Source organism: Enterobacter cloacae complex sp. IR5450, from assembly GCF_049238665.1.
GTDB classification, from domain to species: domain Bacteria; phylum Pseudomonadota; class Gammaproteobacteria; order Enterobacterales; family Enterobacteriaceae; genus Enterobacter; species Enterobacter hormaechei_C.
Map to the genome: position 1 here is coordinate 68,274 of NZ_JBMKIC010000014.1, position 15,528 is coordinate 83,801.

The following is a 15,528-nucleotide window of genomic DNA, read 5'->3' on the forward strand; positions in this document are numbered from 1 at the left end:
GCCAGGTCAATCATGCCATTAGTCATCGTCGCTATCGGTGTTGTGTTATTACTGCTCTTGATGATCCGCTTCAAAATGAACGGATTTATCGCTCTGGTTCTGGTGGCACTTGCAGTCGGTCTGATGCAGGGAATGCCGCTGGTTAAAGTTATCAGCTCCATTAAAGCCGGTGTCGGCGGTACGCTCGGCAGCCTGGCGCTGATCATGGGCTTCGGCGCCATGCTCGGTAAAATGCTCGCGGACTGCGGTGGCGCACAGCGTATTGCCACCACGCTGATCGACAAATTTGGTAAGAAGAACATTCAATGGGCAGTGGTGTTAACCGGTTTTACCGTCGGTTTCGCGCTGTTCTATGAAGTGGGCTTCGTCCTAATGCTGCCGCTGGTGTTCACCATCGCCGCTGCCGCCAACATCCCGCTGCTGTTCGTGGGCGTGCCGATGGCTGCGGCGCTGTCCGTCACCCACGGTTTCCTGCCGCCGCACCCGGGTCCAACGGCTATCGCCACCATCTTCCACGCCGATATGGGTAAAACCCTGCTGTTCGGTACGATTCTGGCGATCCCGACGGTGATTCTGGCAGGCCCGGTGTATGCGCGCTTCCTGAAAGGCATCGATAAGCCTATCCCGGAAGGGCTGTACAGCGCCAAAACCTTTACTGAAGAAGAGATGCCAGGCTTTGGCGTCAGCGTCTGGACCTCACTGGTACCGGTGATCCTGATGGCGATGCGTGCCATAGCAGAGATGGTTCTGCCGAAAGGTCACGCGTTCCTGTCCGTTGCGGAGTTCCTGGGCGACCCGGTAATGGCAACGCTGATTGCGGTATTGATTGCGATGTTTACCTTCGGTCTTAACCGCGGTCGCTCCATGGATCAGATCAACGACACGCTAACCTCTTCCATCAAAATCATCGCCATGATGCTGCTGATCATCGGCGGCGGCGGCGCGTTCAAGCAGGTGCTGGTCGACAGCGGCGTGGATAAATACATCGCTGCCATGATGCATGAAACCAACGTATCGCCGCTGCTGATGGCGTGGTCTATCGCCGCCGTTCTGCGTATTGCGCTGGGCTCTGCGACCGTTGCGGCGATTACCGCAGGCGGCATCGTGGCACCGCTGATTGCCACGACGGGCGTCAGCCCTGAACTGATGGTTATCGCGGTCGGTTCGGGCAGCGTGATTTTCTCCCACGTGAACGATCCGGGCTTCTGGCTGTTCAAGGAGTACTTCAACCTGACCATCGGTGAAACCATCAAGTCCTGGTCCGCGCTGGAAACCATTATTTCGGTGTGCGGTCTGGTCGGAGTGCTGCTGTTGAATATGGTGGTTTGATGTAAAAAAGCCGGGTAGCGCTGACGCTGACCCGGCCTACATTCTATTCCCTCTCCCTCTGGGAGAGGGTTAGGGTGAGGGTGAAACTACCGCTTATTACCCACCGCTCTTCTGCGCTTGTCCAAATCCTTAATCAACCTGTTCACCCCGTCATCGGCGAACATCGCTTCAAGCGTTGTGGACAGTTTGCGTCGCCAGTTTTTGTATTGATAGCTGGTGCCGGGGATGTTTACCGGCTCCGCCATATCAATCCAGTCTTCCGGTTGCAGACCGAGCAATGCGCTGTTGCTGTCGGCAATATAGCGCTGTAAGCCACGATTAAGCGTTGGCGTCATCGACATCAGCGACGCCTTATGCCCGGCGCGCTTCGGCAGACAGCCATGCTTATGCAGCGCGTCCAGCAGCCCCTGTTTCGCCAGCTCGCGATCCTGATACAACCCGCGCAGAACCTCTTCATCCGGGTAGAGACCTAACGTTTTGCCGAGCGTCAGGTCGCCGCTTTCCCAGTAACCTCTGAGCGTAGGAAGATCATGCGTCGTCGCGACTGCCATTGACTGTTCAGGGTACGCTTTCGGCGCGCGGAAGGTTTTCTCATGGTCGTTTTCAAAATACAGCACTTTGTAGGAGTAAACGCCGCTGTCGCGGAGCTTACTGACAATTTCCACCGGCACGGTTCCGAGATCTTCGCCAATCACCATGCACTGATGACGTTTACTCTCCAGCGCGAGGATTGAGAGCAAATCGTCCACCGGATATTGCACGTACGCCCCGTGGTCAGCCGTTTCACCGTACGGGATCCACCACAGGCGCAGCACGGACATCACGTGGTCGATACGCAACGCGCCGCAGTTCTGCATGTTAGCGCGCAGCAGGTCGATAAACGGCTCGTAGGCACGCGCCGCCATCACGTGCGGATCCATTGGCGGTAAGCCCCAGTTCTGACCAAGCGGGCCCAGAATATCCGGCGGCGCACCCACCGAAGCATTCAGGCAGTAAAGCTCGCGGTCACACCAGGTTTCCGCCCCGCCTTCCGCCACGCCGACGGCCAGATCGCGATACAGCCCGATCGGCATGTTATAGCCCTGGCTCACCTGCCAGCAGGCGGCAAACTGGCTGTACGCCAGCCACTGCAACCAGAGATAGAAATCCACCTCGTCGGCATGCGTCTCACAGAACGCCTTCACTTCCGGGGTATCCACGGACTGATAGGCTTCCGGCCACACCGGCCAGCCCCAGCGCATCTCATCCTCCTGGACCTGATACGCATGCAGCGCATCAAACGCTGCCTGCCAGTAAAGGCTCTCACCTTCCTGCATCACAAACTGGCGGAAGGCTGCCATCTGCTCGTCGTCACGCTTCGCAAAGCCCTTCCATGCCAGACGCAGCGCCGCCATTTTCAGCGCGGTCACGGAGGCATAATCGACCCAGTCCGCATCGCGGGCCTGTTTCAGCATCTGTTGGGTGGTGTCCAGCTTCCACCACGCCTGCGCCTCTTTGCTGTTTTTGAAATCGTCTAACGCGTTAACGTCGATATAAATCACGTTCAGCCAGCGACGGGACGACGGGCTGTACGGGCTGGCGCTTTCCGGGTTGGCCGGATAGAGGGCGTGGATCGGGTTGAGGCCGATGAACGCGCCGCCGCGCTCGCCCACGGATGCCAGCATCTTTTTCAGGTCGCCAAAATCGCCAATGCCCCAGTTACTGTCCGAACGCAGGGTATAGAGCTGCACGCAGGCGCCCCACAGCTTTTTGCCTTCAAGCAGCGCCTGCGGCTCATAGCAACGCTTTGGCGCCACAATCACCCGACAGTGAAAACGCTGGTCGTCCCGGGTAAGCGTAAGCGTGTGGTAGCCCTCCGGCAGCTTCGCCGGAAGGTTAAGGGTTTTGCCGCCGGTGGCATGGCCTTTGTGCTGATGCCCCTCTTCGGTGGTGAGCAGCCAGCTGAACTCGCCGCGCCCTTCCACCGCCAGCGGCATCTTTTTGCCCGCGGTAAAGACCTTCACGTTCGGCACCGGCGCACCCGACGCTTTCGCGTCGGTTTTGTGCATGGCATCCAGCAAACGTCTTTTGGTGTCCGCACCAATAGACTGCGGTTTGCCGTGCGCATTGATGTAACTGAGGCTAATTCCCGCCGCCTGCGCGGCACTGTCCAGACGTTTACTCTCCATCGCGCTTCCTTAGCGTTTTGCCTGCCAGATACGAGCCTGATAATCACGGATTGAGCGGTCAGAGCTGAACATACCGCAGCGCGCGGTGTTCAGGATACACGCGCGGGTCCAGGCATCCTGGTCGCGATACAGCACGTCGACCTGCTTCTGCGCTTCAACATAAGCCGAGAAGTCAGCCATCACCAGGTACGGGTCGCCGCCCTGTTTGTCCATGCTGTGCAGCATCTGGTCAAACGCGTGCTTGTCGCCGTCGCTGTACTTCCCGCTTTCCAGCTCTTTGAGCACCGCATCCAGCACTTTGTCTTTTTTACGCCATTTCACCGGGTCGTACCCTTTGGCTTTGATGGCTTTCACTTCTTCAACAGTATGGCCGAAGATAAAGATGTTCTCTTCGCCGACCTTCTCGGCAATTTCGACGTTCGCACCGTCCAGCGTGCCGACGGTCAGCGCACCGTTCAGGGCCAGCTTCATGTTGCCGGTACCGGACGCTTCTTTACCGGCGGTAGAGATCTGCTCGGAAATATCCGCCGCCGGGATCAGCATTTCAGCCGCAGAAACGCAGTAGTCCGGCAGGAACACCACCTTCAGCTTATCGCCCACTTTCGGATCGTTGTTGATCGCCGCCGCCACTTTATTAATGGCGAGGATAATGTTTTTCGCCAGGTAGTAGCCCGGCGCCGCTTTCGCACCGAACAGGAACACGCGCGGAACGCGGTCGGCCTGTGGATTCTCGCGGATCTCTTTATACAGCGCCAGAATGTGCAGCAGGTTCAGGTGCTGACGTTTGTACTCGTGCAGACGTTTGATCTGGATATCGAAAATCGCATTCGGGTTGATCTCAATCCCGGTGCGCATTTTCACGAACTCAGCCAGACGAACCTTGTTCTCCAGCTTAATGGCGCGGTACTGCTCGCGGAACTTCGCGTTGTCGGCCTGTTTTTCCAGGTTGATGAACTGGTCCAGGTCGTTGGCCCACTCTTTCTTCAGGGTTTTGTCCAGCAGGCCGGCCAGCAGCGGGTTGCACTGCTTGATCCAGCGACGCGGCGTGATGCCGTTGGTCACGTTATGGAATTTGGTCGGCCACAGCTGGTGGTATTCCGGGAAAAGATCTTTGACCACCAGATCCGAGTGCAGCGCCGCCACGCCGTTCACCGCAAAGCCGCTGACCACGCACATGTTCGCCATGCGCACCTGTTTGTCGTGTACCACGGCCAGCTTCGCCCAGACGGCTTTGTCACCCGGCCAGGTTTTCTCCACCAGCGTTTTGAACTGGTCGTTAATCTTATTGATGATCTGCATATGGCGCGGCAGCAGCGTTTTCACCAGCTTCTCATCCCAGCACTCCAGCGCTTCCGGCATCAGGGTGTGGTTGGTGTAGGCGAAGGTGCGGCTGGTGATGGCCCAGGCGTCGTCCCAGCTCAGCTGATGCTCGTCGATCAGCACGCGCAGCAGTTCCGGGATGGCAATGGTCGGATGCGTGTCGTTAAGCTGAATAACTTCGAAGTCCGGCAGTTGAGCCAGCTTGCGGCCCGCCAGGTGGTGTCGACGCAGAATGTCCGCCACGGAGCAGGCGCACTGGAAGTACTGCTGCATCAGACGCAGCTTTTTACCCGCCAGATGATTATCGTTCGGATAGAGGACTTTAGTCAGCTTCTCGGCGTCGATCCCCTGCTGCTCGGCGCGCAGGAAGTCACCGTCGTTGAATTTGGTCAGGTTAAACGGATGCGCGTGCTTCGCCTGCCACAGACGCAGCGGCTGCGCCACGCCGTTACGGTAGCCGAGTACCGGCAGGTCCCAGGCTTCACCGGTAATGGTGAACGCCGGTTCCCAGAGTCCCTGCTTCGTGACTTTCCCGCCAATCCCGACCTGCACATCCAGCTGCGCGTTGTGGCGGAACCACGGATAGGTATTGCGGTGCCAGTCGTCCGGCGCTTCCATCTGATGGCCGTCGGCAAATGACTGACGGAACAGGCCGTACTGATAGTTCAGGCCATAGCCAATCGCCGACTGGCCCACCGTTGCCATGGAATCCAGGAAGCAGGCTGCCAGACGTCCCAGACCGCCGTTACCCAGCGCCGGGTCAACCTCTTCTTCCAGCAGATCGGTCAGGTTGATGTCGTGTTCTTTCAGCACGTCACCGACCTCCTGATACCAGCCAAGGTTCAGCAGATTGTTACCCGTCAGACGGCCAATCAGGAACTCCATCGAAATGTAGTTGACGTGACGCTGGCCTTTCACAGGCTTCGCCACAGGCTGAGCGTCCAGCTGTTCTGCGAGCGCCCCGCTCACCGCCTGCCACCACTGGTGAGGCGTCATCTCGTTTGCAGCATGAAGGCCAAAACGCTGCCACTGACGCGTCAGGGCAGCCTGAAATTGAGCTTTGTTGAAAGTAGGCTGTGACATAGGGAATCGGCATCCTGTAGAGAGAAAACACATTTGGCGCTAGTGTGCCTGGCTCATTGCGCCTCTTCCTCCTCCTGTCGGGGATTAGGCAGGGAGGAGTAGCGGGGATGAGCATAAAAGTGTGATCGAGGCCACTGTGTAAGTGTGCGCTTCGCGGAAAAAGCGATCCCGGAAGAACGTCAAAGAAATGAAATGCAGTTTCGGAAGAAATTAATCATCGCTGAAATGATTACTTACGTAGAATAATATTTCCGCGCGTCGGGATTATTCAGCACCACTATTAAGCCCATGCAACTTTCCCCAAAGTTAATTAACTTCACCGTCATTATCTCTTTCTGAAACCAGTTTCAGCGCAACCGAGCGTCATGCAGACAAGCCAGAAGCAGCGCGGCATCCAGCCATTTACGGAAAGTTCCATCAGTGATGAGAATGTTTTGTGACAGAGTGCAAATTCAGAGCCTCCAAACCCAGACATAACTTGCAATAGTTCCTCTATTGGCCGAACTTATAGATATTAATTACGAAGCGCAAAAAAATAAATTCTCTCGTTCCCCACAGTGAAGTGAAAACTATGTTGATTCCGTCCAAATTAAGTCGCCCGGTTCGTCTTGACCATACTGTGGTCCGCGAGCGCCTGCTGGCTAAACTTTCCGGTGCGCATAATTTCCGACTGGCGCTGGTTACGAGTCCTGCGGGTTATGGAAAAACAACGCTCATTTCGCAATGGGCGGCAGGTAAAAGCGATCTTGGCTGGTACTCCCTGGATGAAGGTGATAACCAGCAGGAGCGTTTTGCCAGCTATTTAATTGCCGCGATTCAGCAGGCGACCAACGGACACTGCGTCACCAGCGAGGTGATGGTGCAAAAGCGCCAGTACGCCAGCCTGTTCTCTCTTTTCTCCCAGCTGTTTATCGAGCTGGCCGAATGGCATCGCCCGCTGTATGTGGTGATTGATGATTATCATCTGATCACCAACCCGGTTATTCACGAGTCCATGCGTTTCTTCCTGCGCCATCAGCCGGAAAACCTGACGCTGGTTGTCCTGTCGCGTAACCTTCCGCAGTTGGGCATTGCCAACCTGCGGGTGCGCGATCAGCTTCTGGAAATCGGCAGTCAGCAGCTGGCCTTTACCCATCAGGAAGCGAAGCAGTTCTTTGACTGCCGGCTGACGTCTCCGATTGAGGCGTCTGAAAGCAGCCGCCTGTGCGATGACGTTGCCGGCTGGGCCACGGCGCTTCAGCTGATTGCCCTCTCCGCGCGGCAAAACAACAGCCCGACGCATCAGTCCGCACGCCGCCTGGCGGGCATCAACGCCAGCCACCTGTCGGATTATCTGGTGGATGAGGTACTCGACAGCGTTGACCTCTCCACCCGCCATTTCCTGCTGAAAAGCTCCCTGCTGCGCTCCATGAACGACGCGCTGATTGTGCGCGTCACCGGTATTGAAAACGGGCAGCTCCAGCTCGAAGAGATTGAACGTCAGGGTCTGTTCCTGACGCGTATGGACGATCACGGCGAATGGTTTAGCTACCATCCGCTGTTTGGCAGCTTCCTGCGCCAGCGTTGCCAGTGGGAACTGGCCGCAGAGCTGCCTGACATTCACCGCGCCGCCGCCGAAAGCTGGATGGCGCAAGGTTTCCCGAGCGAGGCTATCCACCATGCGCTGGCCGCCGGGGATGCCGGTATGCTGCGCGATATTCTGCTCAACCACGCGTGGGGACTGTTCAACCACAGCGAACTGACGCTGCTGGAAGAGTCGTTAAAAGCGCTGCCGTGGGAAAGCCTGCTGGAGAATCCGCGTCTGGTGCTGCTCCAGGCCTGGCTGATGCAGAGCCAGCATCGCTACAGCGAAGTGAACACCCTGCTGGCGCGCGCCGAGCAGGAGATGGAAAGCGAGATGGATACCACCCTGCACGGCGAATTTAACGCCCTGCGCGCACAGGTGGCGATTAACGACGGGGACCCGGATGAAGCTGAACGGCTGGCGATGGTCGCGCTGGATGAGCTGCCGCTGGCGAATTTTTACAGCCGTATTGTGGCCACCTCGGTACACGGCGAAGTGCTGCACTGTAAGGGCGATCTCACGCGTTCGCTTTCACTCATGCAGCAAACCGAACAGATGGCGCGCCGCCACGATGTCTGGCATTACGCCCTGTGGAGCCTGATCCAGCAAAGCGAGATTTTATTTGCTCAGGGGTTTCTGCAAGCAGCCTGGGAAAACCAGGAGAAAGCGTTCCAGCTGATCCGTGAACAACATCTGGAACAGCTGCCGATGCACGAGTTCCTGTTGCGTATTCGCGCTCAGCTGCTGTGGGCATGGTCGCGTCTGGATGAAGCAGAAAGCTGCGCCCGCCAGGGTCTGAATGTCCTTTCGAGCTTCCAGCCGCAGCAGCAGCTCCAGTGTCTGGCTCTGCTGGTGCAGTGCTCGCTGGCACGCGGCGACCTGGATAATGCCCGTAACCACCTTAACCGCCTGGAAAATCTGCTCGGCAACGGACAGTACCATAGCGACTGGGTCTCCAACGCCGATAAGGTCAGGGTGATTTACTGGCAGATGACCGGCGATAAAAAGTCCGCCGCCAACTGGCTGCGTCACACGCCTAAACCGGAATTTGCCAATAACCACTTCCTGCAAAGCCAGTGGCGCAATATTGCCCGCGTGCAGATCCTGCTGGGTGACTTTGAGCCTGCCGAGATCGTGCTGGAAGAGTTAAACGAAAACGCCCGCAGCCTGCGCCTGATGAGCGATTTAAACCGCAACCTGCTGCTGTTAAACCAGCTTTACTGGCAGGCAGGACGTAAAAACGATGCCCAGCGCGTACTGCTGGAAGCGTTGCAGCTGGCGAACCGCACCGGGTTTATCAGCCACTTTGTGATTGAGGGTGAAGTGATGGCCCAGCAGCTGCGCCAGCTGATTCAGCTCAACACGCTGCCGGAACTCGATCAGCATCGCGCCCAGCGCATTCTGCGCGAGATTAACCAGCATCATCGCCATAAGTTTGCGCACTTCGATGAGAACTTTGTTGAACGTCTGCTGAACCATCCGGAAGTGCCTGAGCTTATCCGTACCAGCCCGCTCACCCAGCGTGAATGGCAGGTGCTGGGGCTGATCTATTCCGGCTACAGCAACGAGCAGATTGCCGGTGAGCTGGCGGTGGCGGCGACCACCATCAAAACGCACATTCGCAATCTGTATCAGAAGCTGGGCGTGGCGCACCGTCAGGATGCGGTGCAGCATGCGCAGCAGCTGTTGAAGATGATGGGGTACGGAGTGTAAATCCTTTGCGGTCTGATGCCCTCACCCCGGCCCTCTCCCACAGGGAGAGGGAGAATGGCTTCTCAACATAACTCTAACTGCAAATTATTATCTTTAATCACCTGCATCACGCCCGCCGGTGGCATCACATCAGTATAAACCGCATCCACCATGCTGATGCTGCCCATGTTCACCATCGCGTTACGACCAAACTTGGAGTGATCCACCACCAGCATCACGTGACGTGAGTTTTCAATGATCGCGCGCTTGGTGCGCACCTCGTGGTAATCAAACTCCAGCAGCGAGCCGTCGGTGTCGATGCCGCTGATCCCCAGAATGCCGAAATCGAGGCGAAACTGAGAGATAAAATCGAGCGTCGCTTCGCCGATAATGCCCCCGTCGCGGCTGCGCAGTTCGCCGCCCGCGAGGATGATGCGGAAATCGTCTTTCTGCATCAACGTGTTGGCCACGTTCAGGTTGTTGGTCACCACGCGGAGGTTCTCGTGGTTCAGCAGCGCATGGGCGACCGCTTCCGGCGTGGTGCCGATATCAATAAACAGCGTCGCGCCGTTCGGGATCTGGCTCGCCACTTTACGGGCGATACGCTCTTTCTCTGCCGTTTGCGTCGCCTTACGGTCATGCCATGAGGTGTTCACCGAGCTGGACGGCAGCGCGGCACCGCCGTGGTGACGCAGAATACGGTTCTGATCGGCCAGGTCGTTGAGGTCACGACGGATGGTTTGCGGGCTAACGGCAAACTGCTCCACCAGCTCTTCAGTACTGACGTATCCCTGTTTTTTTACCAGTTCGATAATGGCGTCATGACGTTGTGTTTGTTTCATGAAATATCCCTGGGAATTATGTTCGCTTTCGCGCATGGAGCGTATCGGCCAACGCCATCGCCAGCCCGACCGCCAGGCCGGTAACGTGCGCACCATTGGCGATAGACATACCAAACAGATCAAACCATCCGGCAATAAGCCATATTAACGCAAAGGTTATTAATCCACGTTGTAAATAGATGCCGCTATCCGGGTCGCGCTCGCCTCTGAGCCAGGCGTAACCCATCAGGGCGTACACCACGCCGGATAACCCGCCAAACCATGGACCGCTGAATTTATGCTGCACGTAGCCGCTTAACAGGGCGCTGATAAGGGTGATCACAATCAGCTTGCCGCTGCCGAGCCGCTTCTCCACCGCCCCGCCGAGATACCACCACCACAGCAGGTTAAAGAGGATATGCATCACCGAGAAGTGCATCAGCGCATGCGTGAAGTAGCGCCAGACGTCAAATTGCAGGGAGGGATCGTACGGCCATGCGAGGGCAATCATCACGCTCTGGTCACCCACCACGCTCATAATAATGAAGACGATGATGCAGGCTACCATTAAAAGCAGCGTAAACGGTCCTGCGCGCTCGCGGAGGGTGGCGAGAAACGGAAAACGTTGATAGTGCAGGCCACTGCCGGTCTGGCCAGATTGCCAGCTTGCCGCCAGATAACGCGGGTCGCCCGGGTTTTCCAGGAAACGCGCCAGCTCGGCGTTCACGCGCCCAGCCTGGCTTTCGTCTGCCAGCCAGACATCCGTCTGTGTATGCTGCTGAATAGTCAGGATAATGCCCTGCGTCGCCATATAGTCGACAAACGCCTGGGCGACGCGCGGGTTGCTAAAAGAGGTGATCATCAACATGGGCAGCGGTCGCTTATTTCCACACAAAAGGGGACAGTATAACGGGATCAGCGCTCAAACGCGTATTCAACTTCTGCCGGGAAATGACGATGCCAGGCATCGAAGCCGCCATCGACGCTGTATACCGCCTCGTAACCCTGCTGGAGCAGATACTGCGCCGCGCCTTTACTGCTGTTGCCGTGATAGCACATCACCATCACCGGGGTATCGAAGTCGTTATCGCGCATAAACGCGCCCAGCGTGTCGTTGGTGAGATGGAACGCGCCCGGCGTGTGGCCCATCGCAAAGCTCTGCGGATCGCGGATATCCACCAGCACCGCTTTTCCCTGGTGCATCTTCTGGTGGGCTTCTTCTACGTTAATACATTCAAACTGATCCATGGTGTTCTCATCTTATATTCAGGTGTGGTGCGGTTTTCCCCTCACCCTACCCTCTCCCGGAGGGAGAGGGCTGGGGTGAGGGCATCAGACCGCACGATTTTACCCCGTAGTGTACGTCCTGGCGGCGGGTAAACGCCATTATGTTATCCATATCACTCTAAATTGTTTTTTTGATGTTACCAAAAGCGCGTTCCTTTGCTATTATGAGCGATATCGAACATTTTTGAGCTTTAACGAAAGTGCATGAGGGTGTTATGGAAACCAAAGATCTGATTGTGATAGGCGGTGGCATCAACGGTGCCGGTATTGCGGTTGATGCCGCAGGACGCGGTTTATCCGTGCTGATGCTGGAAGCTAACGATCTCGCCTGCGCGACGTCGTCCGCCAGCTCCAAGCTGATCCACGGTGGCCTGCGCTATCTGGAACACTACGAATTCCGCCTGGTCAGCGAAGCGCTGGCCGAACGCGAAGTGCTGCTGAAAATGGCCCCGCATCTGGCGATCCCGATGCGCTTCCGCCTGCCCCATCGCCCGCATCTGCGTCCGGCGTGGATGATCCGCATCGGTCTGTTTATGTACGATCATCTGGGTAAACGCACCAGCCTGCCGGGTTCAACCGGTTTGCGTTTTGGCTCAGAATCGGTCCTTAAGCCTGAAATCGTGCGCGGTTTCGAATATTCCGACTGCTGGGTGGACGATGCGCGTCTGGTACTGGCTAACGCGCAGATGGTCGAGAAGAAAGGCGGCGAGGTGAAAACCCGCACCCGCGCCACCGCCGCACGCCGCGAAAACGGCCTGTGGATTGTGGAAGCGGAAGACGTGGATACCGGCGAGAAGTTTAGCTGGAAAGCGCGCGGCCTGGTGAATGCCACCGGCCCGTGGGTGAAACAGTTCTTCGACGACGGCATGCACCTGCCTTCACCGTACGGCATCCGCCTGATTAAGGGCAGCCACATCGTGGTGCCGCGCGTGCATACCCAGAAACAGGCTTATATCCTGCAAAATGAAGACAAGCGCATTGTGTTTGTGATCCCGTGGATGGACGAGTTCTCCATCATCGGCACCACCGACGTGGAGTACAAAGGCGATCCGAAAAACGTTGAGATCGATGAGAGTGAAGTCAGCTACCTGTTGAAAGTGTACAACGCGCACTTTAAGAAACAGCTGGCGCGCGATGACGTGGTCTGGACCTACTCCGGCGTGCGTCCGCTGTGTGATGACGAGTCTGACTCACCGCAGGCCATCACCCGTGACTATACGCTTGATATTCACGACGTTGACGGTCAGGCGCCTCTGCTCTCCGTGTTTGGCGGTAAGCTCACCACCTACCGTAAACTGGCGGAGCACGCGCTGGAGAAACTGGCGCCGTATTACAAAGGCATCGGCCCGGCGTGGACGAAAGGCGCCGTGCTGCCTGGCGGCGATATCGGCGATAACCGCGACGATTACGCCGCGAAGCTGCGTCGCCGCTTCCCGTTCATTACCGAAGGCATGGCGCGCCACTACGCCCGCACCTACGGCAGCAACACCGAACTGTTCCTCGGCGACGCGAAAGAGATTGCCGATCTGGGCGAGCATTTTGGCCATGAGCTATACGAAGCCGAGCTGCGCTACCTGGTGGAACACGAGTGGGTGCGCCGTCTGGACGATGCCATCTGGCGTCGTACTAAAGAAGGGATGTGGCTGAATGCCGAGCAGCAGTCTCGAGTGGCGCAGTGGCTGGCGCAACATGCGGGAAAGCGTGAATTGTCGCTGGCGTCGTAATTGAAAAAAAGCCGGGTGTCGGCTCCGCCTTACCCGGCCTACTCGATCCCGTAGGCCCGGTAAGCGCAGCGCCACCGGGCTTTGTTTTTACAACCGCACCGGATCAATATGCCAGATATTCTCGGCATACTCTTTGATGGTCCTGTCTGACGAGAAGTAGCCCATGTTGGCGATGTTATGCATCGCGGTGCTGGTCCACTTCTCCTGCTGACGGTACAGTTCGTCCACCTTATCCTGACAATCCACGTAGCTGCGGTAATCCGCCAGCACCTGATAGTGATCGCCAAAGTTAATCAGCGAGTCCACCAGGTCACGATAGCGTCCAGGCTCCTCAGGGTTAAACACTCCGGTGGCGATTTGCGTCAGCACCTGGCGTAACTCTTCATCCTCTTCATAATACTCACGCGGCGAGTAGCCCTGCTTGCGCAGCGCCTCCACCTCTTCCGCCGTATTCCCGAAGATAAAGATATTCTCCGCGCCCACATGCTCCAGCATTTCGACATTTGCGCCGTCCAGCGTGCCGATAGTCAGCGCGCCGTTCAGGGCAAACTTCATGTTGCTGGTGCCGGATGCTTCCGTCCCCGCCGTGGAAATCTGCTCAGAGAGATCCGCCGCCGGAATGATCAGCTGCGCCAGGCTCACGCTGTAGTTCGGGATAAACACTACCTTCAGCTTATCGCCAATGTCCGGATCGTGGTTCACCACCTTCGCCACATCGTTGATGAGATGAATGATGTGCTTCGCCATGTAATACGCGGAGGCCGCCTTACCGGCAAAGATTTTCACACGCGGCACCCACTCCGCCGTCGGGTCAGCCTTAATGCGGTTGTAGTGGGTAATGACGTGCAGGACATTCATCAGCTGACGCTTGTACTCGTGGATACGTTTGATCTGCACGTCGAACAGCGCTTTCGGGTTCGCCACCACGTTCAGATGCATCGCCAGCCAGACCGCCAGACGCTTCTTGTTCAGCAGCTTGGCTTCCCGTACCGCTTTGTTCACCGTCGGGAAATCGATGTGCTGCTCAAGCTCGCTCAGCTGGCTCAAATCGGTGCGCCAGGTGCGGCCAATGTTCTCATCCAGAACGTCGGAGAGCGGCTGGTTCGCCAGCGCCAGCCAGCGGCGCGGGGTGACGCCGTTGGTCACGTTGCAGAAACGCGTCGGGAAGATCTTCGCGAAGTCCGCAAACAGCGACTGCACCATCAGGTTCGAATGCAGCTCTGATACGCCGTTGACCTTGTGGCTGATCACCACCGCCAGCCAGGCCATGCGTACGCGACGCCCGTTGGATTCATCAATGATCGAGGCGCGGCTCAGCAGACCGGTATCGTTCGGGTACTGCTCCTGCAAGGTCTTGAGGAAGTAGTCGTTGATCTCGAAGATGATTTGCAGATGGCGCGGCAGAATTTTGCCGAGCATATCCACCGGCCACGTCTCCAGCGCTTCACTCATCAGCGTATGGTTGGTGTACGAGAACACCTGGCAGGTTACTTCAAACGCGTCATCCCAGCTGAACTTATGCTCGTCAATCAGTAGGCGCATCAGCTCAGGGATCGACAGCACCGGATGGGTATCGTTGAGGTGAATAGCGGTTTTTTCCGCCAGATTCGCATAGGTTTTGTGCAGCTGATAGTGACGGCTAAGGATATCCTGAATCGTTGCCGAGACGAGGAAATACTCCTGACGCAGGCGCAGCTCGCGGCCTGAGTAGGTCGAGTCATCCGGATACAGGACGCGGGACACGTTCTCAGAATGGTTTTTATCTTCCACCGCCGCGAAGTAGTCGCCCTGGTTGAATTTACCCAGGTTGATCTCGCTACTGGCCTGCGCGTTCCACAGGCGCAGCGTATTGGTCGCATCGGTGTCGTAGCCGGGGATGATCTGGTCGTAGGCCACGGCCAGGATCTCCTCGGTTTCCACCCAGCGGGATTTTTTACCTTCCTGCTGAATACGCCCGCCAAAACGCACCTTGTAGCGCGTGTTGTGGCGCTTGAACTCCCACGGGTTACCGTACTCCAGCCAGTAGTCCGGGGACTCTTTCTGACGGCCATCCACGATGTTCTGCTTGAACATGCCGTAGTCGTAGCGAATACCGTAGCCGCGCCCCGGCAGCGCCAGCGTCGCCAGTGAATCGAGGAAGCAGGCGGCAAGACGCCCGAGACCACCGTTACCCAGCCCCGGGTCGTTCTCTTCGTCAATCAGCTCTTCTAAATCCAGCCCCATCTCTTCCAGTGCGTTTTTGACGTCGTCATAAATCCCGAGCGATAACAGCGCATTGGAGAGGGTGCGACCAATCAGAAACTCCATCGACAGGTAATACACCTGTCGCGTCTCCTGCGAAAGCTGGGCGCGGTTGGAGCGCAGCCAGCGTTCGACCATGCGGTCGCGCACCGCAAACAGCGTGGCGTTCAGCCACTCATGTTTGTTGGCAATAACGGGATCTTTCCCAATGGTAAACATCAGCTTATAGGCGATGGAGTGTTTCAACGCCTCAACGCTGAGCGTGGGGGAAGAGTAGCTAAATGGAGCATTCATATCAG

At 57.1% G+C, this 15,528-nt stretch carries 9 protein-coding genes; 3 read left to right on the forward strand and 6 right to left on the reverse strand.

The features are described 5' to 3' along the window. Positions 1-12: 12 nt before the first annotated feature. Positions 13-1,329: a gluconate transporter gene (gene gntT / locus ACOTYB_RS12955; protein ID WP_017384145.1), complete on the forward strand. Its 1,317-nt coding sequence runs from the start codon at positions 13-15 to the stop codon at positions 1,327-1,329. Positions 1,330-1,415: 86 nt separating this feature from the next. Here gntT and malQ read toward each other — a convergent pair whose 3' ends face one another. Further along, on the reverse strand, positions 1,416-3,497 hold the full coding sequence (gene malQ, locus ACOTYB_RS12960; protein ID WP_126524850.1) for a 4-alpha-glucanotransferase: 2,082 nt from the start codon (positions 3,495-3,497) through the stop codon (positions 1,416-1,418). Between the two features lie 9 nt (positions 3,498-3,506). After that, positions 3,507-5,900, reverse strand: coding sequence for a maltodextrin phosphorylase (gene malP / locus ACOTYB_RS12965; protein WP_045343565.1), 2,394 nt, complete (start codon positions 5,898-5,900; stop codon positions 3,507-3,509). 571 nt (positions 5,901-6,471) lie between these two features. Between malP and malT the strand changes: the two genes are divergently transcribed. Then, entirely contained in the window at positions 6,472-9,177 is a 2,706-nt protein-coding gene (gene malT, locus ACOTYB_RS12970) for an HTH-type transcriptional regulator MalT (protein WP_220317093.1), read from the forward strand. 62 nt (positions 9,178-9,239) lie between these two features. Here malT and ACOTYB_RS12975 read toward each other — a convergent pair whose 3' ends face one another. The 3 genes from ACOTYB_RS12975 to glpE are packed head-to-tail and all read right to left on the reverse strand — an operon-like array spanning position 9,240 to position 11,225. Further along, the gene (locus tag ACOTYB_RS12975) at positions 9,240-9,998 is read right to left on the reverse strand and encodes a DeoR/GlpR family transcriptional regulator (RefSeq protein WP_003861593.1); all 759 of its coding nucleotides are present in this window, start codon (positions 9,996-9,998) and stop codon (positions 9,240-9,242) included. A gap of 16 nt (positions 9,999-10,014) precedes the next feature. Continuing rightward, positions 10,015-10,845 carry a rhomboid family intramembrane serine protease GlpG gene (gene glpG, locus ACOTYB_RS12980; RefSeq protein ID WP_003861592.1) on the reverse strand — a complete coding sequence of 277 codons (831 nt, stop codon included), beginning with the start codon at positions 10,843-10,845 and terminating at the stop codon, positions 10,015-10,017. Between the two features lie 47 nt (positions 10,846-10,892). Continuing rightward, a complete protein-coding gene (glpE, locus tag ACOTYB_RS12985) occupies positions 10,893-11,225 on the reverse strand; it encodes a thiosulfate sulfurtransferase GlpE (RefSeq protein ID WP_003861590.1) in 333 nt (110 codons plus the stop codon). A gap of 254 nt (positions 11,226-11,479) precedes the next feature. Here glpE and glpD point away from each other — a divergent pair, with 254 nt between their 5' ends. After that, a complete protein-coding gene (gene glpD / locus ACOTYB_RS12990) occupies positions 11,480-12,988 on the forward strand; it encodes a glycerol-3-phosphate dehydrogenase (protein WP_023314965.1) in 1,509 nt (502 codons plus the stop codon). A gap of 87 nt (positions 12,989-13,075) precedes the next feature. On the opposite strand, the gene glgP is transcribed toward glpD, so the two are convergent. Continuing rightward, positions 13,076-15,523 (reverse strand): glycogen phosphorylase, encoded by a 2,448-nt coding sequence (gene glgP / locus ACOTYB_RS12995; protein WP_023314966.1) that lies wholly within the window; start codon positions 15,521-15,523, stop codon positions 13,076-13,078. Positions 15,524-15,528 lie beyond the last annotated feature (5 nt).